This window comes from Dactylosporangium sp. NPDC049140 (assembly GCF_040648435.1).
Genome location: NZ_JBEZDS010000003.1, coordinates 217,221 through 242,616, shown reverse-complemented (window position 1 = coordinate 242,616; position 25,396 = coordinate 217,221). Strand labels below are relative to the sequence as shown.

The following is a 25,396-nucleotide window of genomic DNA, read 5'->3' as shown; positions in this document are numbered from 1 at the left end:
GGGCACTGTCTCAGGCGACGAGGCGGCGGCGGAACTCGGCGTACGCGGCGCTCACCACGCGGTTCAGGTGGTCCAGCTCCTGCGGGGCCGGCTCGCGGTTCAGCTCGACGTCGATCTTGAAGTCGCCGTCGGCCACCCGCACGCGCAGGTCGGCCAGCAGGTCCGGGGGCAGCTTGCTCAGCACGAACTCGCGGAACGCGTCCGCGAGGGTGGCCCGCATGTCGCCGCAGCCGCATGTGCGGCCCTCCAGCACCGCGCCGAGGTGGCTGCGGCCGATCATCGCGTCCGGGTGCACCGGGTCGAGCACGGCCAGGCCCTCCTCGATGACCGTCCGGGCCTCGGGCAGGCGGTTCTGGTGCTGCAGGAACAGGCCGAGCGCGATCCGGCCGCGGCCCAGCAGCTCGTAGTCGGCGCCCGTCGTGGCGATACGCACCGCGTCGCGCAGGCACGGCTCGGCCTCGTGCGGGCGGTCGGCCTCCTGCAGGGCGAGGCCCCAGTTGCGCAGCACCTGGCTCACCGGCTCCGGGCGGCCGAGGCGCACGGCGCGCTCGTGCGCGGACGCGTACGCGCGCAGGCCCGCCTCCGTGTCGCCGGCCTCGCCGTGCGCGAGGGCCAGGCCCATCGCGGCCATGAGCGCGTCCTCCGGGCGGCCCAGCCGGTCGTAGGCGGCCTGCACCCGCTGGATGGCCTCGACCCGCCCGGCCTGGTCGCCGGTGTCGCGGCCGAGGTTGGCCAGGCTCGACAGGGCGCCCAGGGTGGCCGGGTGGTCGGGGCCGAGCTGCGCTTCCAGGAGCCGCACCAGGTCGCGCACCAGCCCCTGGTACACCCGCGGCTCCCCGTCCGCGATGCGCCGGCGCACGGCGTTGGCCAGCTGCTCGAGCACGGGGCCGGGGAGCCGGTCGGCGTCGGTGAACGCCTCCGCCCGCGGGTCCCCGGCGCGCGCGATCTCGGCCCGCAGCGCGAGCGCGACCGCCACCCGCTCGTGCCCGTTGTCCCAGAGGTTCGTGACCATCTCCTCGGCCACCGGCCGGGCGCCGGCGACGTCGCCCCGGCTGAGCAGCAGCTCGGCGAGCGGCTCGAGGCCGAAGGCGTAGCCGGCGTGCTCGCGGCCGTAGAACGCCTCGCGGGCGGCCAGGCCCGCGCGCAGCTCCGCCTCGGCCTCGTCGAGCCGGCCCGCCAGGCGCAGGGCGAGGCCGAGGTTGCTGCGGTACGTCAGGTGGTCCTTGTGCAGGTCCGGGTGGTCCCGGGGCGACACCGACACCGCGGCGCGGTAGCAGTCGACGGCCCGGCCGAGCTGGTCGGCGTTGAGCAGCACGTTGCCGAGGTCGCACTGGGCCGACGCCCACGCGGGGGTGCCGGCACCGTGGCGGGCGGTGACGGCGTCGAGCTCGCGCACCATGATGGCCTCGGCCTCGACCAGGCGGCCGTCCTGCACCAGGGCCACTGCGGCGTCGAACGGAGTAGGGGTGATGGTCACCGCCGGGAGTCTAGGCCAGGGGTTGCGGAGGGGTTAAAGCCAGGCGTCCGCCAGGAGCTCGAAGGAGCGCACCCGGTCGGCGGGATCGTGCGTGATCGTGGTGACCAGCAGCTCGTCCGCGCCCGTGACCCGGCGCAGGGTCTGCAGCCGGGCCGCGACCTGGCCGGGCGTGCCGACGAACCGGGTGTCGAGGCGGTCCCGGACCAGGGCCTGGTCCTCGTCGCTCCACGGCAGCGCGGCGGCCTCGGCCGGGGTCGGGTACGGGATCGCGCCGTTGCCCGTGCGGATGCTGCGGACCCAGTGGCGGTACGGCGTGGACAGGTGCCGCGCCCGCTCCTCGGTCCCGGCCACCACGACGTCGGCGGAGACGAGCACGTAGGGGCGGTCGAGCACGGCCGAGGGCCGGAACGCCGACCGGTACGCCTCCACCGCCTCGAGCACACTGGACGGCGACACGTGGTAGTTGGCCGCGAAGGGCAGGCCCCGCTCCCCCGCCACCCGGGCGCTCTCCCCGCCGCTGGAGCCGAGGACCCACAGCTCGGCCTTGGCCCCCTCGCCGGGCGTCGCGTGCACGTCGAGGCCGTCGCGCTCGAAGGTGCCCGCGATCAGGGCCTGGATGGTGTCGACGGTCTCGGCGAACGGCGGCGGCGTCGCGCCCGGCTGGCGCAGCAGGCCCGCGTACAGGGCGAAGCGCGGCGAGCCGGCCATCCGCGCGAAGTCGAACGGCGCCGGGATGAGCAGGCCGTCCACCTCCCGGTCGGGCGACAGGGTGACCGGGCCCGGCTTGCCGCCCGAACGGCCCAGGCCCAGGTCCAGCCGGCCCGGGTACACGGCGTCGACGAGCCCGAACTGCTCCACCACCTGCACCGCGGTGGAGTAGCCGACCTGGACGGCGCCGGAGCCGACCCGGATGCGGTCGGTCGCGGCGGCGATGAGGCCGATGAGCACGGCCGGGGCGGCGCTGGCCACTCCCGCGGCGAAGTGGTGCTCGGCGACCCAGTACCGGTGGTAGCCCAGCGCGTCGGCGCGCCGGGCCACGTCGATGGTGGTGCGCAGCGCCGCCCCGGCGTCCGAGCCGGAGCTGATCGGGGCCAGGTCGAGGATGGACAGCGGAACGTTGCTCGTCATGCGCTCACCACCGGGGCCGGGAACGGGCGGCTGGGAATCTCGCGGCGCAGCACCGGGGCGACCTCGGACTGGAACAGCTCCAGGGAGGCGCGGTGCTGCTTGTCGGTGAGGCCGTCCGCGTCGGCCTGCACGTGCATCACCTCGTGGCCGAGGCGCGCGTGGTAGCGGTGGACCTTGTCGATGATCTGCTGCGGGCTGCCCACCAGCGTCGAACCGCGCTCGATCGCGTCCTCGAGGGACGAGAAGACCCCCGGGCCGTAGGCACGCCGCGCCTCGAAGATCGGGCGGTACCGCTCGATCGCGACCTGGGACTCCTCGTGCACGTAGAACCCGGCCGAGCCGGCGCCGACGAGCGCGGTGGCGGGGTCGTGGCCGTGGAAGGCCAGCCGCTCCCGGTAGTGCTTGACGAGCTCCTCGTAGGGCTCGACCGGGTTTGTGACGTTGGCCGAGAACAGCGGGTCGCCGTGCTGCGCGGCCAGCTCCACCGACGCCTTGCTCGTGGCGCTGCCGTGCCAGATGCGGATCGGCTGCTGCAGCGGCCGGGGCAGCGCCTCGGCGTCGGTGAGCGACGGGCGGAACCGGCCCGACCAGGTGACCTTGTCCTCCCGCCACAGCTTCGTGAACAGCTCGTAGCCCTCGCGGTTGCGGTCCCACTGGTCCTCGGCGGTCACGTGGAACAGCTGGGCCTGCGCCGCGCCGTTGCCCTTGCCGACGATGAGCTCGAGCCGGCCGTCGGAGAGGTTGTCGAGGGTCGCGTAGTCCTCGAAGGCGCGGACCGGGTCGAGCAGGCTCAGCGTGGTGACGGCGGTGAAGAGCCGGATGGTGCGGGTGCGGGCCGCGATGTTGCTGAGCACGACCGGCGGCGAGGAGGAGATGAACGGCCGCTCGTGGCGCTCGCCGACGCCGAAGCCGTCGAAGCCGAGCTCCTCGGCGAAGACGGCGTTGTCGACGACCTCGCGCAGCCGTTCCCGGGGCGACTTCGCGCCGTTGTGGACGATGAGGGTGATGGCCAGGAATTTCATAGCGCCAGTCCGAGGTGTTCGCGCAGGGTCGTGGTGGTGTAGTCGGTACGGAAGACGCCGCGCTCCTGCAGCAGGGGCACGACGGTGTCGACAAACTCGTCCAGGCCGCCGGGGATGATGTGCGGGACGAGGATGAAGCCGTCCGCGGCGTCCTGCTGCACGAAGTCGTTGATCGTGGCGGCGATGGTGGCGGCGGTACCGATGAAGGTCTGCCGTCCCGTCAGCTCGATGACGAGATCGCGGATGCCCAGCTGCTTCTCCTGCGCGATGGCGCGCCACTGCCGGGCCGTCGCGACCGGGTCGTCGAACATCCGCGCCCGGCCCTTGATGATCGAGTCCTGCTCGGGCACCGGGTCGAACGACGGCAGCGGCCCGTCGGGGTCGTGGTCGCTCAGGTCCTTGTTCCACAACTGCTCCAGCAGCAGGATCGCGGTCTGCGGGCTGACCTGCTGGCGGCGCACGTGGTGGGCCCGCTCGTGCGCGTCGGCGTCCGAGGAGCCGAGCACGAAGGTGCTCGCGGGCAGGATCTTCAGCTGCTCCGGGCGCCGGCCGTGCCGGGCCATGCGGCCCTTGACGTCGGCGTAGAAGGCCTTGCCCTCCTCGAGGGTGCCGTGCCGGGAGAAGATGGCGTCGGCGTCGCGGGCGGCGAACTCCCGGCCGGCGTCGGAGTCGCCGGCCTGGATGATCAGCGGCCGGCCCTGCGGGCTGCGCGGCACCGCGAAGTTGCCCCGGATGTCGACATGCGGCCCGGTGTGTGTGTAGGCGCCCGGCTCGGCGTGGCGGGACCAGACGCCGGCGGCCCGGTCGGCGACGATCTCGTCGGCGGCCCAGGTGTCCAGCAGCTCCCGTACCGTCTGCAGGACCTCGGCGGCGCGGCTGTACCGGTCGCCGCGGTCGAGGTAGCCGCCCCGGCGGAAGTTCTCGCCGGTGAACGCGTCCCACGAGGTGACCACGTTCCAGCCGGCCCGGCCGCCGGAGAGATGGTCGAGCGAGGCGAGCTTGCGGGCCAGCTCGAGGGGCTCGTTGAACGTCGAGTTGACGGTGGCGGTCAGCCCGAGGTGGGTGGTGACCGCGGCCAACCCGGCCAGCACGGTGACATTGTCGGGGCGGCCCACGACGTCGAGGTCGTGGATGCGGCCGCGCTGCTCGCGCAGGCGCAGGCCCTCGGCGAGGAAGAAGAAGTCGAACTTGCCGCGCTCGGCGGTCCGGGCCAGGCGCCGGAACGACTCGAACTCGATCTGGCTGCCGGCCTGCGGATCGCTCCACACCGTGGTGTTGTTGACGCCGGGGAAGTGCGCGGCGAGGATCACCTGCTTGGTCACGCCGGAACTCCCTGCGGTGCGTAGCGGTTGGCGGCCTCGGGGAGGCCGAGGTGCCCGCGCAGCGTGGTGGACGTGTACGCGGTGCGGAAGGCGCCCCGTTCGCGCAGGATCGGCACGAGGCCGTCGACGATCGCGTCGAGGTCGGCCGGCAGGACGCCCGGCCGCAGGCGGAAGCCGTCGAGCCCGGCCGCGCGCCACTGCAGGAGCAGGTCGGCCAGTCCGGCCGGGTCGCCGGTGTAGACCGCCGCATCGCTGGTGAACGGCTGCAGCGCGTCGAGGCGCTCCTTGCGCGCCGGGTCGAGGAACACGTTGAGGTCGGCGAAGACCAGCAGCGGCCGGTCGGTGAGCGCGCGGACCTCCTCGACAATCGCCCGGGCGTGCCCGGCGTCGGCCGGCGTCACGTAGACGACGTCGGCGGCGGCCGCGGCGAACTCGTACGGCACCCGCGCGTGGGCGAGCGCGGTCACGACCGGCTGTCCCTGCGGCGGCCGCGGCGTGATGGACGGGCCCTTGACGCTGAAGTGCCGGCCCTCGAAGTCGATGTAGTGCAGCTTGTCCCGGTCGACGAACCGGCCGGACGCGGCGTCGCGGATGACGGCGTCGTCCTCCCAGCTGTCCCAGAGCCGCCGGACCACCTCGACGTGGTCGGCGGCGTCCTCGAAGAGTGCGGCGACGCGGGCCGGGTCGGCGGCGATCTCGGCGATCCGGGCGGGGTCGACGGCGACCCGGGGCCGCCAACCGGCCCGTCCGGTGCTGAGGTAGTCCAGCGTGGCCACCTGGGTCGAGACGTGGAACGGCTCGGTGGTCGTGGTGAGCACCGTCGGTACCAGGCCGATGTGGGTGGTCAGCGGGGCCACGCGGGCGGCGATGAGCAGCGCGTCGAGGTGGCCGCGGACGTGCCCGGCATCGCCGGGGGCCAGGCCGGGCGAGTCCTCGATGGTGACGAAGTCGAGGGCGCCGGACTCGGCCCGGCGGACCAGGCGCAGCCAGTACTCCGGCGTGAACAGCTCCTCGGTCGCGGCCGACTCGTCGCGCCAGGCGGCCGGGTGCCAGCCGGCGCCGTCCAGCGCGACGGCGAGGTGCAGGGGTTTGCTCATGCGAGGGACCAATCCGGCGTCGGGTACGTGGTGAAGTCGGTCGTGTCACGAAACGCCGGGATCCGGTACAGGTCGCGGGCGTAGCGGTACAGGTTCGGGTACTCGGTGATGCGCGGCCCGAGGCGCGCCAGGTGCACCCAGACCCGGATGTCGGCCTCGGTGAGCACGCCGCCGACGAGGTACTCCCGGTCGGCGAGGCGCTCGTCGAGCGCGGCCAGCCGGGCGCCGGAGTCGACCCTGACGTCGGTGTCCTCGATCTCCGCGCGGAGGTGCTCGGGGTACGTGTCCACGACCGGGGTGGCGACCTTGCGGAACCGGGTGGCCAGGTCGATGCCGATGCCCTTGAAGTCGTTGCTGACCACCCGGGCGAGGTGGCGGTCCCACAGCGCCGGCACGCTCACGTGCCCGTCGAAGCCCTCCTCGGTGGCCTCGTAGGCGTGGCGCAGCAGGGTGAAGCCGTTGACCGGGTCGGGGCCGTAGCGCTCCCGGAACGCCCAGCCGCGCCCGTCGCGCCGGTTGTCCACGAAGGACACCGTGACGACGTCCTGGAGCCCGGCGAGCGCATGGGCGATGGTGACTCGCTGTGACCACGGGCAGAACCAGCCCGCGTAGAGGTGGTAACGGCCGGGTTCGGGATCGGGACCTACCTGATCGGCGAACCGGTACAGCGGCCGGGGGTCGTCGGGGCGCTGGGTTATGCGGTACTCGCCGTGGACCGCGGTGTCAACCGGGCTGGCCAGACGGCTGGAGCGGGGCAGTTTGGACATGGGGACCTCCGTCACGCCGGAAGCAATAGCCGACTAATCCTACATGCATGATAGGTATTTGACGAGACCCGCGTGACATGCCCGACAGGAATGCCCATCGACCGTTGACAGTCACGCAGGGTCGCTGTTGCACTTGCCGACACCACCCGAGCGACCCTCGTCCGCGCCGGGTCTTCGCCGTCCGAAATCGAGGCATCCTCATGCGTAAATACCTATCGACGCTGGCCGCGGTCGCCCTCCTGGCCGCCGGCTGCGGTGGCGCCGCGGCCGGCGACCCCGGTGCCGGCGCCGGCGCTCCGGTGTCCGGCGGCAGCCTCACATGGGCCGTGGAGACCGAGCCCGTGACCTTCAACCCGCACCTCTACGCCCAGGCCAAGGCCCGCCTGCTGGTCTGGAACAGCTTCGAGGCGCTGCTGACGCACGACGACAAGGGCGGGTACGTGCCCTGGCTCGCGAAGTCCTACGACGTGTCGGCCGACGGCCGGACGTACACCTTCAAGCTCCGCGACGACGTGACCTTCCAGGACGGCGACAAGTTCAACGCCGCAGCGGTCAAGGCCAACCTCGACCAGCTCCTCGTGCCGGGCTACGCGCCGGGCGTCACCTCGACCCAGCTGAAGAACTACGCGGGCGCGAAGGTCGTCGACGACTACACCGTCGAGGTCGACCTCAAGCAGCCCGACGTGCTCATCCTCGACTTCTTCGCCTCGCCGCAGGGCGCCCAGGTCTCGCCGAAGTCGCTCAAGAGCCCGAACCTCAAGGCCGGCGGCCCGGACGTGGTCGGCACCGGCCCGTTCATCCTCGACCGCTACAGCAAGGGCCAGGAGGTCCACTACAAGAAGAACCCAGGCTACAACTGGGCCCCGGCCAACGCCGGGCACCAGGGCGCGGCCTACCTCGACGAGATCACCTACCGCTTCCTGAAGGAGTCCTCGGTGCGCGTCGGCGCGCTCACCTCCGGCCAGGTCGACGTGATCGAGGGCGTGCCCGCCACCGAGCAGGGCCTGGTCAAGGCCGACCCGAACCTGCAGTTCGCCCAGCACCTCAACAGCGGCACGGCGTACAACTACTACTTCAACCAGACCCGGGCGCCCTTCGACGACATCAAGGTGCGCAAGGCCTTCCGCGACGCGGTCGACGTCGACGGCGTGCTGCAGGGCGTGTACCGCGGCACCGCGACCCGGGCCTGGAGCGTGCTGAGCCCGTCCGGGCCGTACTACGACGCCTCGCTGGAGAAGACCTACGGCAACAACCCGGCCGAGGCCAACAGCCTGCTCGACCAGGCCGGCTGGCAGGCCAAGGACGCCGAGGGCTTCCGGACCAAGGACGGCAAGCGGCTCACGGTGCGCATCGTGCTCTCCGCCCCGTTCGTGCGCGACAAGCGCGACATCCTCGCCCAGGCCGTCCAGGCCGCGGTCAAGCAGAGCGCCGGCATCGACCTGCAGGTGAAGGTGGTCGACCAGGGCACCGCCACCGACGCGACAAACAAGAACGAGTTCGAGGTCTTCGACAACTCCCGCGCCGACACCGACGCCGGCGCCGCGCTGACCCTGATCGTGCCGAAGGGCGCGCCCATCAACCGGCACGGCTTCACCAGCCCGGAGCTCGACGCCCAGGTGGCGGCCGGCTCGGCCACGACGGACCCGGCCAAGCGCAAGGAGCTCTACACCGGCATCCAGCGCACCCTCACGGACAACGCGACGCTGCTGCCGCTCTACGCCCCGGCCGACCAGATCGCCGCGCAGAAGAAGATCGGCGGCGTCGGCTTCGAGCCCACCGCGGGCGTACCGGCGAGCGCGTACAACCTCTGGATCGGGAAGTAGGTAACCGGCATGTGGCGTCCCGTCCTGCGGCGCCTCGGCAGCGGGGCGGTGGTCCTCTGGGCCGCCGCCACCGCCGCCTACCTGGCGCTGCACCTGGCCCCGGGCGACACCGTCGACACCCTCGTCGGCGACGGGCCCGACACCCCGCAGATCCGCGCGCAGATCGCGGCCGACCTGGGCCTCGACCGCCCGGCCGCGATCCAGTACGTCACGTACCTGTGGCGGCTGCTGCACGGCGACTTCGGCCGCTCCTACGTGCTGCAGCGCCCGGTCGTGGACATCATCGGCAGCCAGGTCTGGCCGACGGTGAAGCTGACCCTGGTCGCCTGCCTGTTCAGCGCCGTCATCGCGGTGGCGCTGGCCCTGGTGAGCACCGGCCGGGCCCGCTGGATCCGCGGCCTGGTCTCGACCCTGGAGCTCTCGGTGGTCTCCGCGCCCGGGTTCCTCATCGGCATCCTGCTGCTGAGCGTCTTCTCGTTCCGGCTCGGCTGGTTCCCGGTCTCCGGCGACCGCGACCTGTCCGCGATCGTGCTGCCCGCCCTGTCGCTCGCCCTGCCGATCGGCGGGCTGCTCAGCCAGGTGCTGCGCGAGGGCCTCGAACGGGCGCTGGACGAGCCGTTCGCGGTGACCGCCCGCTCCCGGGGGCTGACCCGGTCGGCGCTGCTGTGGCGGCACGCGCTGCGCCACGCCCTGCTGCCGGCCGTCACCCTGGCCGGGACGCTGATCGGCTTCCTGCTCAGCGCCGCCGTCGTCGTGGAGCGGGTGTTCGGCCGGCCCGGCCTGGGCCAGGTCGCCACCGACGCGGTCGGCACCAAGGACATCCCGGTGGTGCTCGCCGTGGTGATGCTCTCGGCCGCCATCTACGTGGGCCTGAGCACCCTCGCCGACCTCACGTACCTGCTCGTCGACCCGCGGCTGCGGAAAGGCTGACCATGTCCATCGCCCTGCCCGTCCCGGCCGCGACGCCCCGCCTGCTGCGGTGGTGGTGGGTCCCGGCGCTGGCCCTCGCCGTCGTCGTGCTCGCCGCGCTCGCTCCCCGGCTCCTCGCCGGCGCCGACCCGCTCGCCGCCGACCCGCTCGCGGCCCTGCAGGCGCCGAGCGCCGAGCACTGGTTCGGCACCGACCAGCTCGGCCGGGACGTGTTCACCCGCACCGTGTACGGCGCCCGCTACTCCCTGGCCATCGGGGCCGCGTCCACCCTGCTGTCGCTTGTCGCGGGCGGGCTCGTGGGCCTGCTCGCCGGGCTCGCGCCGCGCTGGGCCGACGAGGTGCTCAGCCGGGCCCTCGACGTGCTGTCGGCCTTTCCCGAGGTACTGCTGGCGCTGTTGTTCATCGCCTTCACCGACCCCGGCACGCCCAGCCTGATCCTTGCCATCGCCCTGGCGTTCGCGCCCCGCTACGGCCGGATCGTGCGGGCCGAGACGCTGCTCGTACGCCGCTCCGGCTACGTCGAGCAGGCGGTCACCTTCGGCCTGTCCCGGGCCCGGCTCGCCTGGCGGCACATCCTGCCCAACGTGCTGGGCCCGCTGCCGATCCTGGCCACCATCGGCCTCGGCACCGCGATCGTCAACGCCTCGGCGCTGTCGTTCCTCGGTATGGGCCCGCAGCCGCCGTCGCCGGAGTGGGGCGCGATGCTCTCGGAGAGCCGCAACTACCTGCGCGTGGCGTGGTGGTCGGCGATCCTGCCCGGCGCGGCCCTCACCGTCACCGTCATCTCGCTGACCGCCGTCGGCCGGCGGCTCCAGCGCCGCTTCGAAGGCAGGCACTGATGGCACCGCTGGTCGAAGTGGAGAACCTCCGGGTCACGTTCCCGGGCCCGGTCCACGCCGTGCGCGGCATCAGCTTCACCGTCGAGCCGGGCGAGTGCGTGGCGATCGTCGGCGAGAGCGGCTCGGGCAAGAGCGTCACCGCGCGCAGCCTCGTCGGCCTGGCCGGCCCCACCGCGGACGTGCACGCCGACACGCTGCGCCTCGACGGGCGCGACACCGCCGGCTTCACCGACCGGGAGTGGCGGCGGCTCCGCGGCCGGGTCGCCGGGCTCGTGCTGCAGGACGCGCTCGTCTCCCTCGACCCGCTCAACCGGGTCGGCCGGGAGATCGGCGAGGTGCTGCGGGTGCACGGCACCGTCGCGCCGGGCGAGCGCGAGGCCCGGGTCGCCGCCCTGCTGGAGGCCGTGCACGTGCCCGAGCCGGCCGAGCGGGCGCGGCAGTACCCGCACCAGCTCTCCGGCGGCCTGCGCCAGCGCGCGCTCATCGCCTCGGCCATCGCCGCCGACCCGCCGCTGCTCATCGCCGACGAGCCGACCACCGCGCTGGACGTCACCGTGCAGGCCCAGCTGCTGCGGCTGCTGGCCGAGCGCCGGGCCGCCGGGTCGGCGCTGCTGCTCGTCAGCCACGACCTGGCCGTCGTGGCCGGCCTCGCCGACCGGGTGCTGGTCATGCACGACGGCATCGTCGTCGAGCAGGGTCCGACCGCGCAGGTGCTCACCGAGCCGCGGCACGACTACACCCGCCTCCTGCTGGCCGCCGTGCCCACCGCCGCCTCGAAGGGGCTGCGGCTGAGCAGCACCGCGCGGCAGCCGCTGCCGCCGCGCGCCGTGCAGCCGGACCGGATCGTGCTGCGGGCCGAGGGCCTGCACCACCACTACGGCGACCGGCACGTCGTCGACGACGTCGGCTTCACCCTCGCCCGCGGCGAGACCCTCGGCGTGGTCGGGGAGTCCGGGTCCGGCAAGACCACCCTCGCCCGGATCGCGCTGGGCCTGCTCGAGCCGGAGGCGGGCGCCGTCCACCTCGGCGCGGTCCCGTGGAGCGGGGTGCCGGAGCGGCGGCGGCGGGCGCTGCGGCGTCGGGTCCAGGTCATCGCCCAGGACCCGCGCTCGTCGTTCGACCCGCGGTACACCGTGGAGAAGCTCGTCGCCGAGCCCCTCGAGCTGGGGGGCGGCGCCCGCCGGGACCGGGTCGTGGAGCTGCTCGAGCGGGTCGGGCTCGGCGCCGCGCATCTGGGCCGGCACCCGCGCGAGCTCTCCGGCGGGCAGCGGCAGCGGGTGGCGATCGCTCGCGCCGTCGGGCCGCGCCCGGACGTGCTGGTCTGCGACGAGCCGGTCTCCGCGCTCGACGTGTCCATCCAGGCCCAGGTGCTCGACCTGCTCGCCGACCTGCAGGCCGCCGACGGCACCGCCCTGCTGTTCATCTCCCACGACCTCGGCGTCGTGCACCACCTCGCCGACCGGGTGCTCGTCATGCACGAGGGCCGGGTCGTCGAGCAGGGGCCCGTCGGCGACGTCTTCGACCACCCGGCGCACGACTACACCCGGACCCTGCTCGCCGCCGTACCCACACTCGAACCAGAGGCCGCACGATGACCATGCACCCGTTGGACAACCCCGCCTGGCATGCCCTGCACGGGCCGCACGCGCGCTTCGCCGAGGCCGTCGGCGACGCCGTGCGGTACCAGCCCGACGTCGCGCCGTTCCTGACCGTCCACCCCGATGCCGGGCCGGAGGTGTGGCCGGACGTGGCCGCGCTCGCCGGGCCGGGCGCGACCATCGCCGTGACCGGCGACGGGCCCGCCCCGCCGGCCACGTGGGAGGTCGTCGAGGAGGCCGGCGGGGTGCAGATGCTCGACGTCGCCGTCGAGGCCCGGCCCGAGCCGGAGGCGGTCGTGCTGAGCGCGGCCGACGTGCCCGAGATCCTCGATCTCGTCGCGCGGACCAGGCCGGGGCCGTTCAAGGAGCGGACCATCGAGCTGGGCACGTACCTCGGCATCCGGCACGAGGGCCGGCTGGTCGCGCTCGCCGGGGAGCGGCTGCACCTGGACGGGTGGACCGAGATCTCGGCGGTCTGCACCGACCCGGCGTACCGCGGCCAGGGTCTCGCCACCCGTCTCGTCCGCGCGGTGGCGCACGGCATCCGGGCCCGGGGCGAGCGGCCGCTGCTGCACGCGGCGGCGGCCAACACCAACGCGATCCGGCTGTACGAGTCCATCGGCTTCGAGCTGCGGCGGCACACAGCCTTCCGGGTCGTGCGGGTGCCCGCGCTCGTGGGCGGGGCGGCCTGATGCTCTTCTCAGTCGAGGTCGACGCGCCCGACCTGGAGTCCCTCGAACGGCGCGTGCGGGCGGCCGAGGACGCCGGGTACGCCTTCGTGACCTTCCCCGACGACCCGTTGCGGGGCGGCGTGGAGGCCGGCGTCCGGGCCGCGTTCCTGGCCCGCCGGACGACCCGGATCGGCCTCGCGCCGACGCTGCACACGAGCACCACCGAGCCGTTCCACCTCGCCACCCAGCTGGCCAGCCTCGACCACGCGTCGCTGGGCCGGGCCGGCTGGGTGGTCGGGGCCACCGCGGAGCCGGCCGCCCTGGCCACCGTCGGGCGCACCGGCGTGGACCCGGCCGAGGTCGCCGACGTGGTCAAGGTCGCCCGCGGGCTGTGGGACTCGTGGGAGGACGACGCGGTCATCAAGGACGTGGCCACGGGCCGGTTCCTCGACCCGCGGCGCGTGCACCACGTGCACTTCGAGAGCGAGCGGTTCTCGGTGGCCGGCCCGCTCATCACGCCGCGGCCGCCCCAGGGCCAGGTGGTCGTGATCGGCTGGGACTCGCTCGGCGTCACCGACCGGCTCGACATCGCGCTCGTCGGGCCGTCGGCCTGGGAGCAGCGGGCCGAGCGGGCCCGGGCCGCCGGCGCCCCGCTGGTGTTCGCGTCGGTGCCGTGGTCGTTCGACATCGACCGGCTGCGCGGCTTCGTGGACGGGGTGCACTTCTGGCACGAGGACGTGCCGCTGCCCCCGGCACCCGACCGTCCCGCGGCCGGCCGCACCCTGCGGGAGGCGCTCGGCCTGCCGCGGCCCGAGAACCGCTACGCGCTCGCCCGGAGGACCGCATGACCGGTCCGGAGCGAAGCGTAGGGGCCGGTCATCGGCTGGCACAGTTCCTGGGGCATGGCCCCGACGAGCGAAGCGAGGAGGGGCGATGACCCGCCAGCTGCACCTCGGCGTCTTCTTCACCGGCGTCGGGCCCAACCTGCTGTGGGCCGAGCCCGACTTCGCCGACCACACCCACATCGACACGTTCGTCCACGTCGCCAAGACCCTGGAGCGCGGCCTGTTCGACGCGTTCTTCCTCGGCGAGGGGCTGCGCGTGCGGGAGAACCGCGGCAGCGTGCACGCCCTGGACGTGGCCGGGCGGCCCGACGCCATCACCCAGCTCGCCGCGCTGGCCGCCGAGACCACGCACATCGGGCTCGTCGCGACGCAGAACACCACGTACAACTACCCGGCCGACCTGGCCCGCCGCCTGGCGAGCCTCGACGCGGTCTCCGGCGGCCGGGCCGGCTGGAACATCGTCACCACCGACAACGCCTGGACCGGCGAGAACTTCCGCCGCGGCGGCTGGCTGCCGCACGAGCGGCGCTACGAGCGGGCCGGCGCGTTCGTGGAGACGGCGAAGGCGCTGTGGCGCGGCGAGCGGGTCGCGGCCGACCGGGACGTCCTCACGCTCGACGCCGTCGGCGCCGTGCCGCCGAGCCCGCAGGGCCGCCCGGTGCTGTTCCAGGCCGGCGACTCCCCCGGCGGCCGGGAGCTGGCCGCCCGCCATGCCGACGTGGTGTTCTCGGCGAACACGACCTACGAGAAGGCCGCCGCGTACGCGGCCGACCTGCGCCGCCGCCTCGCCGCCCACGGCCGGGCCCCGGACGCGGTGCGGATCCTGCCGGGCGCCTCGGTCGTGCTGGGCGACACCGCGGCCGAGGCGCAGGAGCGCGCCCGCTGGATCAAGCGGGAGCAGACCACCGGGCCCCGGGCGATCGCGTTCCTGGAGCAGTACTGGGGCAAGGACCTCTCCGGCTACGACCCGGACGGCCCGCTGCCCGACATCGACCCGACCGACGACGAGCTGGACCCGTCCCGCGGCACGATCCCGATCGAGCACCGCACCGGGAAGCTGGCCCGGATCGCGGGCTGGCGGGAGCTCGCGGCCGCGCGCAACCTGTCGATCCGGCAGCTCGTCATCGAGGTCACGCCCGGCCACGAGAGCTTCGTCGGCACGCCCGGGCAGGTCGCCGAGGAGTGGGGCCGGTACCTGCACGGCGGCGTCGTCGACGGGTTCAACCTGCTGCCCCAGCTGCTGCCGGGCACCGTCGAGGACGTCGTCGACCGGCTGGTGCCGGAGCTGCAGTCGCGCGGGCTGTTCCGGACCACGTACGCCGGGACGACCCTGCGATCACACCTATCCCTATCGTTTTAGTAGGACTTCGGCTAGACTCGACATGACAGGTACACCAGCGGAAAGCAGGGCCGAACCGATGACCGCTCCCGCATTGCTCTCCCCCGCCGACCTGCGCCGCGTCTTCGGCGCGTTCCCGACCGGCGTCACCGCCATCGCCGCCGTCGTCGACGGCATCCCGGTCGGGCTCGCCGCCAGCTCGTTCACGTCGGTGTCCCTCGACCCGCCGCTGGCCTCGGTGTGCATCGCCCGCACCTCCACCACGTGGCCGGTGCTGCGCCGGGCCGGGCGGCTCGGGGTCAGCGTGCTCGCCGCCGACCAGGAGCGCCTGGGCCGGCAGCTGTCACAGCGCGGCGGCGACCGCTTCGCCGGCGCGACGTGGCGGGAGAGCCGCGAAGGGGAGATCCTGCTCGACGGCGCGTGCGCGTGGCTGGACTGCAGCATCCACGAGGAGTACCCGGCCGGCGACCACGACATCGTGCTGCTGCGCATCCACGACCTCGACGCCGACCACGACGCCGCGCCGCTGGTCTTCCACCGCAGTGGGTTCGGTCGTTTGCGCAGCTGAGGCCCGAAGATGCTGGCGCTCAAGCCCGGCGCGCCGACCAAGCCGACGCAGCCCGCGGCGCTCAAGAAGGCGCTCGACGCAGTCCGCGGCGAAGGTGCGCTGCACGGCGACGTCGCCGATCATCCCGCCGTGCGGGGCGACGACCAGCGGTACCATGCCCGCGGCCAGCGCCGCCTGGCGCACCGCGTCGACCCCTTCGAGGCTCGCCGCGTCCGGGCCGACGACGATGCCGACGACCCGCCCGTCGGCCGGCCACGCCTCGCCGACCTGCGACAGCGCGGGGCTCGGCTCGGGCTCGGCCAGGGGCACCGTCTGGGCCGGCGCGGGCAGGCCCAGGCCGGCGGCGACCTCGGCGCACAGCACCGGGTCGATGTTGGCCAGGCTGAGCAGCTGCCGCTCGCGGATCTCCCGGTGGTAGCACCGGGAGAGCTCGAAGGTGTACGCGTTGATGATGTGCTCGCGCTCCACCGGCGACATGCTGAGCCAGAAGAGCCGCGCCTGGCTGTAGTGGTCGTCGAATTACGGGCGGTTCCCTTCGCGACGATCACGGCGTTTACCCGCTACCCACGCAAAGGGTGAGCAAACAACTACACTCCGTGCATCTCGGTCAAGATCGTGAACCGCGGCACTGGCGGGGACCCCGCGTTGACGCTGCCCCGACGCGGGCCGTAGCGTCGGCGGCATCGACGGTGACAGGAAGCCGGTGCAAGTCCGGCACGGTCGCGCCACTGTGAGCCGGGGTCTCCCCGGCGAGTCAGACCCGGTCCCCGTCCGCCGCCACTACAAGGGGGACGCCCGATCCCCGAAGGAGGCTCCACGTGAGCGCGTCGTCGTCAACTCCGGCCGTCGTCACCAAGCCGGTCGTCATCCCGCTGTCCCGGTCGTTCGTCTGGCTCGCCGGCACCGCCGCACTGGCCCTGCTGCTGTACTACTTCATCGGCGTCGACCAGGGCGCGGTGTCGATCTTCGGCAGCGACGCCCACGTGCACGAGTTCGTGCACGACGGCCGGCACTTCCTCGGCTTCCCCTGCCACTGAGCCGGCGGCCATGGAGAAGCGAATCATCGCCCGGGGGGCCCTGGCCGGGCTCCTCGCCGGGCTTGTCGCGTTCGTGTTCGCGCGCATCTTCGCCGAGCCGCTGATCCAGGACGCGGTCGACTACGAAAGCGGCCGCGACGAGGCCCAGGACGCCCTGGACCACGCGGCCGCCGGCGGAGCGGTGGCCGACCACGCGCACGGGGGCGGGGAGCTGTTCAGCCGCACCGTGCAGGGCAACATCGGCATCGGCGTGGGCATGGTCCTGTTCGGGCTCGCGATGGGCGCCCTGTTCGCGGTCGCCTACGCGATCTGCCTGGGCCGGGTGGGCAACCTGCGCCCGCGCAGCCTGGCCCTGCTGCTCGCCGGCGCCGGCTTCCTGACCATCTACTTCGTGCCGTTCGTCAAGTACCCGGCGAACCCGCCCGCGGTCGGGCACGAGGAGACGATCGGGCAGCGCAGCGCGTACTACCTCATCATGGTCCTGGCCTCGGTACTGTTCCTGATCCTCGCCGTGATCCTGGGCCAGCGCCTCAAGCCGCGCCTGGGCACCTGGAACGCGACCCTCGTCGCGGGCGCGGCGTTCGTCGTGGCCGCGGGCCTGCTGATCGCGCTGCTGCCGGACTTCGGCAAGCTGCCGACGAACGTCGCCGACTACGGCGGGCACGCCTCGGAGACCCCGCTGCCGCTGCGCAACGAGGCCGGCGACATCGTGTTCCCGGGCTTCGACGCGGACCTGCTGTACGAGTTCCGCGTGTACGCGGTGGCCGCGCAGGCGCTGCTGTGGGCCGTGATCGGCCTCGTGTTCGCACCACTGATCGAGCGGCTGCTGGGCAACCGCCCGATCCAGGTGGCGCCGGCCGAGACCGCGGCCGTGTAGGTACCCGCCAGGAGTGCTCCCGGGCTGGAACAAGCGCGGGAGCACTCCTCGCGGGTCAGCGCGCCGGGGCATCTCCGGACGTGCGGTGGCGGCGGTCAGGCGCCCGGCGGAGCGGGCGAGGTCGGCACCGCCGGTCGGCGCCGCAGCCGGCGGATAGACGGCACGGCCGTCACGCTGGGCATCTGCGTCGAGGCGCTCCAGCACCACCTTGCACACCGACGCCGGCTGGCCCATCCAGGCGCTCGCCGGCCGAGGGCCACCGCTCGCCGGTGACGTGCTCGTTGAGGGCCTCGCCGGTGCCGACACCGAGTACGCACCGGCCGTCGTGCAGCACGGCGCTCGTGGCGGCCGCGTGGGCCACGACGGCGGGGTGGATGCGCTGGATCGGGCACGTGACAGCGGTCGTGACCGGGATCGTCACGACCTGGCTGAGCGCCCCGATGACGGACCAGACGAACGGGCGATCAGCTGGGCCGGCGTGTACTCCTCGCACGACAGGAAATACCCGATACGCATGCGGCCCCGTTACCCACGGCCGCCGCGCCCGAACAACTGTCTACGGCGGGCACGCCGCGCCGAACGGGATGGCCAGCTTCAGCGGCGCCTGGTCGCCCACGGTGACCGTGACGCTGATGCCGGCCGCGCCCGGGTCGGTGGCGGCGAGGTCCAGCGCCGGCAGCACCGCCTCGAACCGGGCGTGGCCGGTGTCGTACCGCATCCGCACGTCGCCCTCGTACGGCCGGCGCGCCGGGGCCGAGTAGTGCACGACCGCCGTGAGCCGCGCGGCGTCGGGGCCGGGCGGGTCGACGGTCGCGAACACCGCCGGGGCCACGGTGGGCCCGCCACACGGCCGGTCCACCCGCTCGGGCACCGACCACGCCGAGCGCAGCAGCGGCGTCCGCGCCGCCGTGGTGGCGGCGATCGGAGAACCCACCGAACGCGAAGCCGGCGCGGAGGACGGCGCGGACCACGGGGCGGACGACGGGGCGGACGCCGACGGGGCCGGCAGGCGCTCGACCGGTTCCGGCGCGACCGGCGCCGAGCAGCCGGCCGCGAGCATTGACAGCCCGGCGACGCACCACTTCCACCGAAGCACGCGCCGAGACTAGGCCACCGGAAAGCGGTCGAGCATGGCGCGTACCGTCGCCGCGTCCTCGTTGGCGCCGAACAGGGCGGTGCCGGGCTCCATGCGCACGCCCTCGGCGAGCGGGCCGGCGACGACCGGGTCGAAGCCGAGCGCGTCGACGATCGCGGCCACGGCGGCGCGGTCGTCCGGGTCGTCGCCGGCGATGGCGATCGCGCGCCGCCCGGCCGCACCGGGCGGCCGGGCCCCGCTCTCCAGGTCGTGGTACCCCATGTGGTTGAACGCCTTCACCACGCGCGCGCCCGCCAGGTACGCCTGGACCAGCTCGCTCGAGTTGCCCAGGTCGGCGCGGACCCCGTCGACCTCCCACCAGTAGTTCATGGCGTCGATGACGAGCTTGCCGCGCAGCGCCTCGGCCGGGATCGTGCGGTGCCGGCCCAGCGGCAGGGCCAGGATGACGACGTCGGCGCGCCCGGCGGCTTCGGCGGCGGTGACCGTCGCCGCGCCGGGGGCGAGCACCTCGACGATGAGCGCGATCTTCGCCGGGTCGCCGGAGCCGGCGATGAGCACGTCGTAGCCGGCCGCGACGGCGAGGCGGGCCAGGACGGTGCCGACCTTGCCGGCGCCGAGGATGCCGATGGTGGTCATGCTCAGCCCGCCAGCAGGTCGCGGACCATCGGCGCCACCTTGGTCCCGAAGAGTTCGACCGAGCGCAGCCGGGCGCTCGCCGGCTGGGCGCCGGCGGTGTAGATGAGGTCGAAGCGGCCGACGCCGAGCGCCTGCACGGTGTGCGCGATCTTCCGGGCCACGGTCTCCGGGCCGCCGATGTACATCGAGCCCTGTGCCGCCTCCGCCTCGAACTCGGCCCGGCGCAGGGGCGGCCAGCCGCGCAGCGCGCCGATGCGGTCGCGGATCACCTTGTACGGCGCGTAGAAGAGCTCCTTGGCCTGCTCGTCGGTGTCGGCGACGAAGCCGGGCGAGTGCATGCCGACGGGGTGCGCGAGCGTGCCGAGCTGGTCGGCGGCGCGACGGTACAGATCGATGTAGGGCTTGAAGCGCTCCGGCGCACCGCCGATGATCGCGAGCATCAGCGGCAGCCCGTGGCGGGCCGTGCGCACCACCGACTGCGGCGAGCCGCCGACGCCGACCCAGGCCGCGAGCCGGCCCGACTCCGTCTTGGGGAAGACGTCGGCCTCGTGCAGGGGTGCCCGGACGGTACCGCTCCAGCTGACCGGCCGCTCGTCGAGCAGCTTCACGAACAGCTCGAGCTTCTCCTCGAACAGCACGTCGTAGTCGGCGAGGTCGTAGCCGAACAGCGGGAACGACTCGGTGAAGGAGCCGCGCCCGAGGATCACCTCGGCCCGCCCGCGGGAGAGCGCGTCGACGGTCGCGAAGCGCTGGAAGACGCGGACCGGGTCGTCGGAGCTGAGCACGGTGACGCCGGACGCGAGGCGGATCCGCTCGGTGCGCGCGGCGATCGCGGCGAGCACGGTCTCCGGGGTGGAGATGGAGTACTCGGGCCGGTGGTGCTCGCCGAGCGCGATCGCGTCCACGCCGAGCGAGTCGGCGAGCACCGCCTCGTCGACGACCTGCCGGATCGCCGCCGCGTAGGACAGGGTTGCCCCGGCGTCGTCGACGGGAACGTCGCCGAAGGTGTCGAGGCCGAGAATCAGGTCGCTCATGGTGCCGCCCTCCAGGTGATTGACGCGTCAATCATGACGCGGATACGATTGACGCGTCAACCACATGGAGGTGACGCCCGTCATGCCGCGAACACTGCCGCTCCGCGATGAGCTGGACACCTGGCGCGAGTTCGTCGAGACCGTCGAGGCCCTGCGCAACGCGCTCGCCGCCCGCCTGCAGGCCGACACCGGGCTGTCGCCGGCCGACTACGTCGTCCTGCTCGCGCTGAGCGAGGCCGACGGCACGCGCCTGCGCTCCTCCGAGCTCGCGACCCGCTGCGGCTGGGAGCGCAGCCGGCTGTCCCACCACCTCGCCCGGATGGAGCGCCGCGCCCTCATCCGGCGCGAGGAGTGCGCCACCGACAGCCGCGGCGCCGAGATCGTGCTGGAGCCCGCGGGCGCCCAGGCGTTCCGCGCCGCAACGGTGCCACACCTGCGCGCCGTGCGGGAGCTGTTCGTCGACGCCCTGACCCCCGCCCAGCTGACCGCGGCGGGCGAGATCGCCACCGCCTTGCGAGGTCGACTAGAGTCGATCTAATGGAAATGGTCACCGGTTGGGCCGCCGTCGATCGCCGGCTCGACCAACGGGCGCACGCGCGGGACGACCAGCTCGCCGCCGAGCTTGCCGGGCACGCCGCGGCGCCGCCCGGCTGGAGCCTCGCCCGGGTCGTCGTCACGCTGGCGGCCGCGCTGATCCAGCTGACCGCGCTCGCCGCGCTCGGGTTCGGCGCGTGGCTCTGCGTCCGGCACTTCCCGAGCGCCGGCCTGCTGCCCGGCGTGGTGCTGCTGGCCTTCGGCGCCGTCCTGCTGCCCCGCCCGGCCGGACTCTCCCGCTACGCCACGCGGCTGGACCGGGCCGCCGCGCCGCACCTCTTCGCGTTCGTCGACGGCATCGCGGCCGCGGTCGGCGTGTCGTCCCCGCGCCTCATCGTCCTGGACGACCGCTTCGACGCCGACGGCGGGACGACCGGGCTGCTGCGGCGGCGGTACCTCCGGCTGGGCGTCCCCCTCTTCGCCGTGCTGGACCCGGCCCAGCGCGCCGCGCTCGTGGCCCACCAGCTCGCCCACCTCACCGACGGCGACCCGCTGCGGACCGGCATCGCCGGCTCCGTCGACCGGAGCCTGACCGCCCTCGTCACGCTGTTCGAGCCGCGGCCCGAAACGGCGATCCGACCGATGCAGGACCCGGCGATCATCAAGGCGATCGCGAGCGCGGGGGGCGGCGCTCGCCTGAGCGCCGCCGCCGCCGACGTCTGGTACGCCGAGCTGCTCCTGCGCCCCGTGATCGCGGTCCTGCGCTGGATCTCGGCCGGCGGCCGGCTCCTGGTCGTGGGCCTGGCCCGGTCCGACGTGCACCGCGCCGAGTACTTCGCCGACGCCGAGGCGGCCCGGATCGCGGGCACGGCGGCCATGCGCGCGGTGCTCGACACGCTGGCCCAGCGCGAGGCCGTGCTGACCGTGCTGCGCCGGCACGTGCGGGCCGGCGACGACCAGCACCCGGACGTGGCCGCCTGGCCGGAGCTGGCCCGGCAGGTGCGGGCGCACGCGACCGGCGAGCGGCCGGACTCCACGTCCCCGCTCGCCGGCCATCCCCCGATCGTGCACCGCGTGCGGCTGCTGGAGTCCCGGCCGGAGGTCGCCGTCGCCGAAGCCGGCCAGGACGGGGTGGACGCCGATCTCGCGACCGAGTACCGGCGCCTGGCCCGCGACCTGCGCTACGGCTGATCCGCCCGCCGGAAGGTCAGGAAGGTGAGGCCCTCCCCGGCCCCGCGCGCCTCGGCGAGCAGCAGCGGCCGGGCCGCCGCCACCGCCCCGAACACCGGATGGACCGCCAGCCGGTACTCGTCGACCAGCTGCCGCTCCAGCAGCGCCCGCACCAGCTGCGCACTGGCGTAGACGACCAGGTCGCCCCGGATCCGGTCGCGCAGCCCGGCGACCTCGTCCAGCGTGACGACCGTGGTGTCGCCCCAGCCCTCGGGCCGGCTCGACGCCACCACGTACTTCGGCAGCGCCCGCAGCCGGTCCGCCCACGCCCCCGGGCGCTGCGCCCAGCGCTCGGCGAACCAGGCGTAGCTGCGCCGCCCGAGCAGCAGCGCCTCGGTGTTGTCGGCCTCCTTGGCCGCCGACTCGGCGAACGCGGCGCGGTCGGCCTCGCCGGCCCGCCCGAACCAGCCGCCGGCCGCGTGGCCCTCGTCGCCGGTCGGGTCCTGCTCGACGCCGTCGAGGGTGATGTTCTCGCTCACGATGATGTGTCCCATGCCGGTACCGATGCCGGGGCGTGACAGGATTGGGCGGCGCCGGAGCGCCCAGTTCGCGGGCCGCCCGGTGTCCATACCGCGATGACTGCAGAGTTGATCACTCGGGCCCGGGCGGGCGACGGCGCCGCCTTCCGGGCGCTGGTCGAGCCGCACCGCCGGGAACTGCTGGTGCACTGCTACCGGATGCTCGGCTCCTACCACGACGCCGAGGACGCGCTGCAGGATGCGCTGCTCGACGCCTGGCGCGGGTTCGGCGGCTACGCCCAGCGGGCGTCGCTGCGCACGTGGCTGTACCGCGTCGTCACCAACCGCTGCCTCAACGCGCGCCGGGCCGCGGGGCGCCGCCCGGCGCGGTGGGAGACGCCGTGGGACCGGGCGCCGGAGCCCACCGGGCTGGGCGAGGTCGTGTGGCTCGAACCACTGCCCGAGGGCCCCGAGGGCCACTACGAGCGGGCCGAGTCGATCTCGCTGGCGTTCGTCACCGCGCTGCAGACCCTGCCGCCGCGGCAGGTGGCCGTGCTCATCCTCCGCGACGTGCTCGACTTCCCCGCCGCCGACGTCGCCGGCATGCTCGACTGCACCGTCGAGTCGGTCACCAGCGCGCTGAAGCGGGCCCGGGCCACGCTGCAGCGCCGGCCGGGCACGGAGCCGCCGCCGCCCGCCCCCGGCTCGCCCGCCGAGGCGACGGTCGTGGCCGAGTTCGTGCGCGCGTACGAGAAGTCGGACATCGCCGCGCTGGTGGCCCTGCTCACCGACGACGTGTTCGTCTCGATGCCGCCGATGCCGTACGAGTACCGCGGCCGCGACGTCGTCGCCGCCCTGTACGCGGACATCTTCGCCACCGGGCCCCGCCACCTGGTGCCGGCCCGCGCCAACGGCCAGCCGGCGTTCGGCATCTACTCGCTCACCCCGGCCGGCGTGCGGCACGGCACCGGGCTGCTCGTCATCGCGCTGGCCGGCGACCGGATCAGCGCGATGACCCGCTTCGACAGCGGCCTGCTCCCGGCCTTCGGGCTGCCCCGGTCGCTATAGCGCGCTCGCCAGGTGCTGGGTGGCCAGCAGGCCGGTCATCGCCTCGGCCGGCATCGGGCGGGCCAGGTGGTAGCCCTGGCCCCGCGAGTACCGGAGCTCGAGGAGGCGGTCGGCCTGCGCCTGGTTCTCGATGCCCTCGGCGACCGTGTCCAGCCCGAGCGCCCGGGCGAGCGGCACGACCGCGCAGGCCACCGCCTGGCGGGCGTCGGCCTCGGGCGAGCCCGGCTCGTCGAGCTCGATGCCGTCGACGAACGACTTGTCCAGCTTGATGATCGCGGCCGGGAAGGCGCGCAGCAGGCTCAGCGACGACTCGCCGGTGCCGAAGTCGTCCAGCGGCAGGACCGACGTGTCCCGGAAGCCGGCGACGGCCAGGATCGTGTACCCGGCGCCGACGGCGGCGAACGCGACGAACATGAGCCGCCAGAACCGGCGGGCCGGGCGGGAGAGCGGGGCGCGGCGCAGCAGGTCGAACACGGCGGCCGCGGCGACGGCGGCGCCGAGCGGCAGCACGAGGAACGACACGGCGGCCGGCCCCACGCCGGTGAGCAGCCAGAACACGAACCAGAGCGCGCCGGCGGCCGCGATCCCGAGCGCGGCCACGACGTAGCGCAGGGGGGCGCGGCGCCCGGCGGTCACGGTTCGTTTCATCGGCCGTCGTACCGCCGCATGAAGGCTTTCGTCGCAGGTCACAGCGATTCGAAAGTTTCACGACCGTTCCGCAATTTTCGGTGCCGTTCGCGCACGCCGAGACGCAAATCGCCTGTTCATACCCGGTGGCATCGTTCCGGAACGGATTGACAGTTTCGCGACCGGGAGCCGACACTGCCGCCATCGACGAGCGTCGACCCCGAAAGGACGCACGCATGAAGGCAAGGCTGCTCATCGGCGGCGTGTGTGCCGTCGCGCTGGCCGCGACCTCACTCGCTATGACCGGAATCGCCCACGCCGAGGCCGACCGGACGGTCACCTCGAACACGACCGGCACGCACAACGGCTACTTCTTCTCGTACTGGAAGGACAACGGCAACGTCACGATGAACCTGGGCGCCGGCGGCTCGTACAGCGTCCAGTGGAGCAACATGAACAACGCGGTGGTCGGCAAGGGCTGGAAGCCGGGCTCGAACCACACCGTCAACTACTCGGGCACCTTCAACGTCAACGGCAACGGGTACCTCGCGTTGTACGGCTGGACCACGAACCCGCTGATCGAGTACTACATCGTGGAGAACTTCGGCAGCTACAACCCGAGCACCGGCACGACGCGGCTCGGCTCGGTGACGACCGACGGCAGCACGTACGACATCTACCGCACCCAGCGGGTGAACCAGCCCTCGATCATCGGCACCGCGACGTTCTACCAGTACTGGAGCGTGCGGCAGCAGCACCGCACGGGCGGCACCATCACCACGGCGAACCACTTCAACGCCTGGGCGGCCCTGGGGCTGAACCTCGGCTCCCACGACTACCAGATCCTCGCCACCGAGGGCTACCAGAGCAGCGGCAGCTCGAGCATCACGGTCACCGAAGGCCCCGGCCCCGGCCCGACCACCACGTCGCCGCGCCCGCCCACGTCGAGCCCGCCCCCGAACAACGGCGGCTCGGGCGGCTGCCAGGTGACGAACTCGGTCAACGCCTGGAACACCGGCCTCACCGACAACATCACCATCAAGAACACCGGCAGCACCGCCATCAACGGCTGGGCGCTGAAGTTCAACCTCGCCTCCGGCCAGAACATCACCTCGGGCTGGAGCGCGACGTACTCGCCGACGAGCGGCACGGTGACGGCCACCAACGTGAACTACAACGGCTCGATCCCGCCGGGCGGCTCGACGACGATCGGCTTCCAGGCGAACCACACCGGTAACAGCGCCGCCCCGAGCGGCTTCTCCCTGAATGGCACGGCCTGCAGCTGACCGCGCCCCGCCGGGCCCTCTCACAGGGGCCCGGCGGTTCAGGTCACCCGCACCGGGTGATGATCACGCCGGACGGGCGGGCGAACG

General features: G+C 73.7%; 26 protein-coding genes, 1 pseudogene and 1 riboswitch. Of the genes and pseudogenes, 14 read left to right on the top strand and 13 right to left on the bottom strand.

Features of this window, described 5'->3' with window-relative positions:
* Positions 1–10 precede the first annotated feature (10 nt).
* The 6 genes from AB0B76_RS07405 to AB0B76_RS07380 are packed head-to-tail and all read right to left on the bottom strand — an operon-like array spanning position 11 to position 6,813.
* Positions 11–1,477: a tetratricopeptide repeat protein gene (locus AB0B76_RS07405; RefSeq protein ID WP_360370879.1), complete on the bottom strand. Its 1,467-nt coding sequence runs from the start codon at positions 1,475–1,477 to the stop codon at positions 11–13.
* Positions 1,478–1,510: 33 nt separating this feature from the next.
* On the bottom strand, positions 1,511–2,605 hold the full coding sequence (locus AB0B76_RS07400) for an LLM class flavin-dependent oxidoreductase (protein ID WP_360370876.1): 1,095 nt from the start codon (positions 2,603–2,605) through the stop codon (positions 1,511–1,513).
* A complete protein-coding gene (locus AB0B76_RS07395; protein ID WP_360370874.1) occupies positions 2,602–3,627 on the bottom strand; it encodes an LLM class flavin-dependent oxidoreductase in 1,026 nt (341 codons plus the stop codon). Before AB0B76_RS07395 ends, AB0B76_RS07400 begins: the two co-directional genes overlap by 4 nt.
* Positions 3,624–4,949: an NtaA/DmoA family FMN-dependent monooxygenase gene (locus AB0B76_RS07390; RefSeq protein WP_360370871.1), complete on the bottom strand. Its 1,326-nt coding sequence runs from the start codon at positions 4,947–4,949 to the stop codon at positions 3,624–3,626. The genes AB0B76_RS07395 and AB0B76_RS07390 overlap by 4 nt, the downstream gene beginning before the upstream one ends.
* Positions 4,946–6,046: an LLM class flavin-dependent oxidoreductase gene (locus AB0B76_RS07385; protein WP_360370868.1), complete on the bottom strand. Its 1,101-nt coding sequence runs from the start codon at positions 6,044–6,046 to the stop codon at positions 4,946–4,948. Before AB0B76_RS07385 ends, AB0B76_RS07390 begins: the two co-directional genes overlap by 4 nt.
* Entirely contained in the window at positions 6,043–6,813 is a 771-nt protein-coding gene (locus AB0B76_RS07380) for a glutathione S-transferase C-terminal domain-containing protein (protein WP_360370865.1), read from the bottom strand. The genes AB0B76_RS07385 and AB0B76_RS07380 overlap by 4 nt, the downstream gene beginning before the upstream one ends.
* A gap of 200 nt (positions 6,814–7,013) precedes the next feature.
* Between AB0B76_RS07380 and AB0B76_RS07375 the strand changes: the two genes are divergently transcribed.
* The 8 genes from AB0B76_RS07375 (at position 7,014) to AB0B76_RS07340 (ending at position 15,426) form a co-directional block, all read left to right on the top strand.
* A complete protein-coding gene (locus AB0B76_RS07375) occupies positions 7,014–8,636 on the top strand; it encodes an ABC transporter substrate-binding protein (protein ID WP_360370862.1) in 1,623 nt (540 codons plus the stop codon).
* 9 nt (positions 8,637–8,645) lie between these two features.
* Complete coding sequence (locus AB0B76_RS07370; RefSeq protein WP_360370859.1) at positions 8,646–9,566, top strand: ABC transporter permease; 921 nt, start codon at positions 8,646–8,648, stop codon at positions 9,564–9,566.
* Positions 9,567–9,568: 2 nt separating this feature from the next.
* Positions 9,569–10,405, top strand: a complete 837-nt coding sequence (locus AB0B76_RS07365; protein ID WP_360370856.1) for an ABC transporter permease — start codon at positions 9,569–9,571, stop codon at positions 10,403–10,405.
* Entirely contained in the window at positions 10,405–12,000 is a 1,596-nt protein-coding gene (locus tag AB0B76_RS07360; RefSeq protein ID WP_360370853.1) for an ABC transporter ATP-binding protein, read from the top strand. Before AB0B76_RS07365 ends, AB0B76_RS07360 begins: the two co-directional genes overlap by 1 nt.
* Positions 12,001–12,002: 2 nt before the next feature.
* Positions 12,003–12,695: a GNAT family N-acetyltransferase gene (locus tag AB0B76_RS07355; RefSeq protein ID WP_360370850.1), complete on the top strand. Its 693-nt coding sequence runs from the start codon at positions 12,003–12,005 to the stop codon at positions 12,693–12,695.
* Positions 12,695–13,522 carry an LLM class flavin-dependent oxidoreductase gene (locus AB0B76_RS07350; protein WP_360370847.1) on the top strand — a complete coding sequence of 276 codons (828 nt, stop codon included), beginning with the start codon at positions 12,695–12,697 and terminating at the stop codon, positions 13,520–13,522. Before AB0B76_RS07355 ends, AB0B76_RS07350 begins: the two co-directional genes overlap by 1 nt.
* Positions 13,523–13,607: 85 nt before the next feature.
* Complete coding sequence (locus tag AB0B76_RS07345; protein WP_360370844.1) at positions 13,608–14,879, top strand: LLM class flavin-dependent oxidoreductase; 1,272 nt, start codon at positions 13,608–13,610, stop codon at positions 14,877–14,879.
* Between the two features lie 58 nt (positions 14,880–14,937).
* Positions 14,938–15,426 (top strand): flavin reductase family protein, encoded by a 489-nt coding sequence (locus tag AB0B76_RS07340; protein ID WP_360370841.1) that lies wholly within the window; start codon positions 14,938–14,940, stop codon positions 15,424–15,426.
* 87 nt (positions 15,427–15,513) lie between these two features.
* Here the strand turns inward: AB0B76_RS07340 and AB0B76_RS07335 are convergent.
* A pseudogene (locus tag AB0B76_RS07335) lies at positions 15,514–15,945 on the bottom strand (catalase-related domain-containing protein); the annotation flags it as partial.
* 176 nt (positions 15,946–16,121) lie between these two features.
* Positions 16,122–16,186, top strand: a riboswitch (cobalamin riboswitch).
* Between the two features lie 58 nt (positions 16,187–16,244).
* Between AB0B76_RS07335 and AB0B76_RS07330 the strand changes: the two are divergent.
* Complete coding sequence (locus tag AB0B76_RS07330) at positions 16,245–16,463, top strand: CbtB-domain containing protein (RefSeq protein WP_360370838.1); 219 nt, start codon at positions 16,245–16,247, stop codon at positions 16,461–16,463.
* Positions 16,464–16,473: 10 nt separating this feature from the next.
* Positions 16,474–17,340 carry a CbtA family protein gene (locus AB0B76_RS07325; RefSeq protein ID WP_360370835.1) on the top strand — a complete coding sequence of 289 codons (867 nt, stop codon included), beginning with the start codon at positions 16,474–16,476 and terminating at the stop codon, positions 17,338–17,340.
* A gap of 169 nt (positions 17,341–17,509) precedes the next feature.
* On the opposite strand, the gene AB0B76_RS07320 is transcribed toward AB0B76_RS07325, so the two are convergent.
* From AB0B76_RS07320 to AB0B76_RS07305, 4 genes are all read right to left on the bottom strand, one after another.
* Positions 17,510–17,761, bottom strand: a complete 252-nt coding sequence (locus tag AB0B76_RS07320) for an LLM class flavin-dependent oxidoreductase (protein WP_360371642.1) — start codon at positions 17,759–17,761, stop codon at positions 17,510–17,512.
* A gap of 135 nt (positions 17,762–17,896) precedes the next feature.
* Positions 17,897–18,436 (bottom strand): hypothetical protein, encoded by a 540-nt coding sequence (locus tag AB0B76_RS07315; RefSeq protein ID WP_360370832.1) that lies wholly within the window; start codon positions 18,434–18,436, stop codon positions 17,897–17,899.
* A gap of 9 nt (positions 18,437–18,445) precedes the next feature.
* Entirely contained in the window at positions 18,446–19,072 is a 627-nt protein-coding gene (locus AB0B76_RS07310) for an NAD(P)-binding domain-containing protein (RefSeq protein WP_360370829.1), read from the bottom strand.
* Between the two features lie 2 nt (positions 19,073–19,074).
* Positions 19,075–20,106, bottom strand: a complete 1,032-nt coding sequence (locus AB0B76_RS07305; RefSeq protein ID WP_360370826.1) for an LLM class flavin-dependent oxidoreductase — start codon at positions 20,104–20,106, stop codon at positions 19,075–19,077.
* Between the two features lie 82 nt (positions 20,107–20,188).
* Here AB0B76_RS07305 and AB0B76_RS07300 point away from each other — a divergent pair, with 82 nt between their 5' ends.
* Positions 20,189–20,644, top strand: coding sequence for a MarR family transcriptional regulator (locus AB0B76_RS07300; protein ID WP_360370823.1), 456 nt, complete (start codon positions 20,189–20,191; stop codon positions 20,642–20,644).
* Positions 20,644–21,831 carry a M48 family metallopeptidase gene (locus tag AB0B76_RS07295; protein ID WP_360370820.1) on the top strand — a complete coding sequence of 396 codons (1,188 nt, stop codon included), beginning with the start codon at positions 20,644–20,646 and terminating at the stop codon, positions 21,829–21,831. The genes AB0B76_RS07300 and AB0B76_RS07295 overlap by 1 nt, the downstream gene beginning before the upstream one ends.
* On the opposite strand, the gene AB0B76_RS07290 is transcribed toward AB0B76_RS07295, so the two are convergent.
* Positions 21,822–22,364 carry a dihydrofolate reductase family protein gene (locus AB0B76_RS07290; protein WP_360370817.1) on the bottom strand — a complete coding sequence of 181 codons (543 nt, stop codon included), beginning with the start codon at positions 22,362–22,364 and terminating at the stop codon, positions 21,822–21,824. The genes AB0B76_RS07295 and AB0B76_RS07290 overlap by 10 nt on opposite strands.
* Positions 22,365–22,445: 81 nt before the next feature.
* On the opposite strand from AB0B76_RS07290, the gene AB0B76_RS07285 reads away from it, so the two are divergent.
* Entirely contained in the window at positions 22,446–23,396 is a 951-nt protein-coding gene (locus AB0B76_RS07285; protein ID WP_360370814.1) for an RNA polymerase subunit sigma-70, read from the top strand.
* Here AB0B76_RS07285 and AB0B76_RS07280 read toward each other — a convergent pair.
* Positions 23,391–24,044 (bottom strand): EAL domain-containing protein, encoded by a 654-nt coding sequence (locus AB0B76_RS07280; RefSeq protein ID WP_360370811.1) that lies wholly within the window; start codon positions 24,042–24,044, stop codon positions 23,391–23,393. The genes AB0B76_RS07285 and AB0B76_RS07280 overlap by 6 nt on opposite strands.
* A 215-nt stretch (positions 24,045–24,259) precedes the next feature.
* Here AB0B76_RS07280 and AB0B76_RS07275 point away from each other — a divergent pair, with 215 nt between their 5' ends.
* Entirely contained in the window at positions 24,260–25,309 is a 1,050-nt protein-coding gene (locus AB0B76_RS07275) for a glycoside hydrolase family 11 protein (protein ID WP_360370808.1), read from the top strand.
* Positions 25,310–25,396 lie beyond the last annotated feature (87 nt).

What these genes read in the sequence shown, in the direction of transcription:
- AB0B76_RS07375 (WP_360370862.1), top strand. Translation starts at nt 7,014, where the DNA reads ATGCGTAAATACCTATCGACGCTGGCCGCGGTCGCCCTCCTGGCCGCC.
- AB0B76_RS07360 (WP_360370853.1), top strand. Translation starts at nt 10,405, where the DNA reads ATGGCACCGCTGGTCGAAGTGGAGAACCTCCGGGTCACGTTCCCGGGC.
- AB0B76_RS07280 (WP_360370811.1), bottom strand. Translation starts at nt 24,044, where the DNA reads ATGAAACGAACCGTGACCGCCGGGCGCCGCGCCCCCCTGCGCTACGTC.
- AB0B76_RS07325 (WP_360370835.1), top strand. Translation starts at nt 16,474, where the DNA reads ATGGAGAAGCGAATCATCGCCCGGGGGGCCCTGGCCGGGCTCCTCGCC.
- AB0B76_RS07300 (WP_360370823.1), top strand. Translation starts at nt 20,189, where the DNA reads ATGCCGCGAACACTGCCGCTCCGCGATGAGCTGGACACCTGGCGCGAG.
- AB0B76_RS07365 (WP_360370856.1), top strand. Translation starts at nt 9,569, where the DNA reads ATGTCCATCGCCCTGCCCGTCCCGGCCGCGACGCCCCGCCTGCTGCGG.
- AB0B76_RS07385 (WP_360370868.1), bottom strand. Translation starts at nt 6,046, where the DNA reads ATGAGCAAACCCCTGCACCTCGCCGTCGCGCTGGACGGCGCCGGCTGG.
- AB0B76_RS07340 (WP_360370841.1), top strand. Translation starts at nt 14,938, where the DNA reads ATGACCGCTCCCGCATTGCTCTCCCCCGCCGACCTGCGCCGCGTCTTC.
- AB0B76_RS07290 (WP_360370817.1), bottom strand. Translation starts at nt 22,364, where the DNA reads ATGGGACACATCATCGTGAGCGAGAACATCACCCTCGACGGCGTCGAG.
- AB0B76_RS07355 (WP_360370850.1), top strand. Translation starts at nt 12,003, where the DNA reads ATGCACCCGTTGGACAACCCCGCCTGGCATGCCCTGCACGGGCCGCAC.
- AB0B76_RS07395 (WP_360370874.1), bottom strand. Translation starts at nt 3,627, where the DNA reads ATGAAATTCCTGGCCATCACCCTCATCGTCCACAACGGCGCGAAGTCG.
- AB0B76_RS07370 (WP_360370859.1), top strand. Translation starts at nt 8,646, where the DNA reads ATGTGGCGTCCCGTCCTGCGGCGCCTCGGCAGCGGGGCGGTGGTCCTC.
- AB0B76_RS07380 (WP_360370865.1), bottom strand. Translation starts at nt 6,813, where the DNA reads ATGTCCAAACTGCCCCGCTCCAGCCGTCTGGCCAGCCCGGTTGACACC.
- AB0B76_RS07350 (WP_360370847.1), top strand. Translation starts at nt 12,695, where the DNA reads ATGCTCTTCTCAGTCGAGGTCGACGCGCCCGACCTGGAGTCCCTCGAA.
- AB0B76_RS07305 (WP_360370826.1), bottom strand. Translation starts at nt 20,106, where the DNA reads ATGAGCGACCTGATTCTCGGCCTCGACACCTTCGGCGACGTTCCCGTC.
- AB0B76_RS07345 (WP_360370844.1), top strand. Translation starts at nt 13,608, where the DNA reads ATGACCCGCCAGCTGCACCTCGGCGTCTTCTTCACCGGCGTCGGGCCC.
- AB0B76_RS07275 (WP_360370808.1), top strand. Translation starts at nt 24,260, where the DNA reads ATGAAGGCAAGGCTGCTCATCGGCGGCGTGTGTGCCGTCGCGCTGGCC.
- AB0B76_RS07310 (WP_360370829.1), bottom strand. Translation starts at nt 19,072, where the DNA reads ATGACCACCATCGGCATCCTCGGCGCCGGCAAGGTCGGCACCGTCCTG.
- AB0B76_RS07285 (WP_360370814.1), top strand. Translation starts at nt 22,446, where the DNA reads ATGACTGCAGAGTTGATCACTCGGGCCCGGGCGGGCGACGGCGCCGCC.
- AB0B76_RS07295 (WP_360370820.1), top strand. Translation starts at nt 20,644, where the DNA reads ATGGAAATGGTCACCGGTTGGGCCGCCGTCGATCGCCGGCTCGACCAA.
- AB0B76_RS07400 (WP_360370876.1), bottom strand. Translation starts at nt 2,605, where the DNA reads ATGACGAGCAACGTTCCGCTGTCCATCCTCGACCTGGCCCCGATCAGC.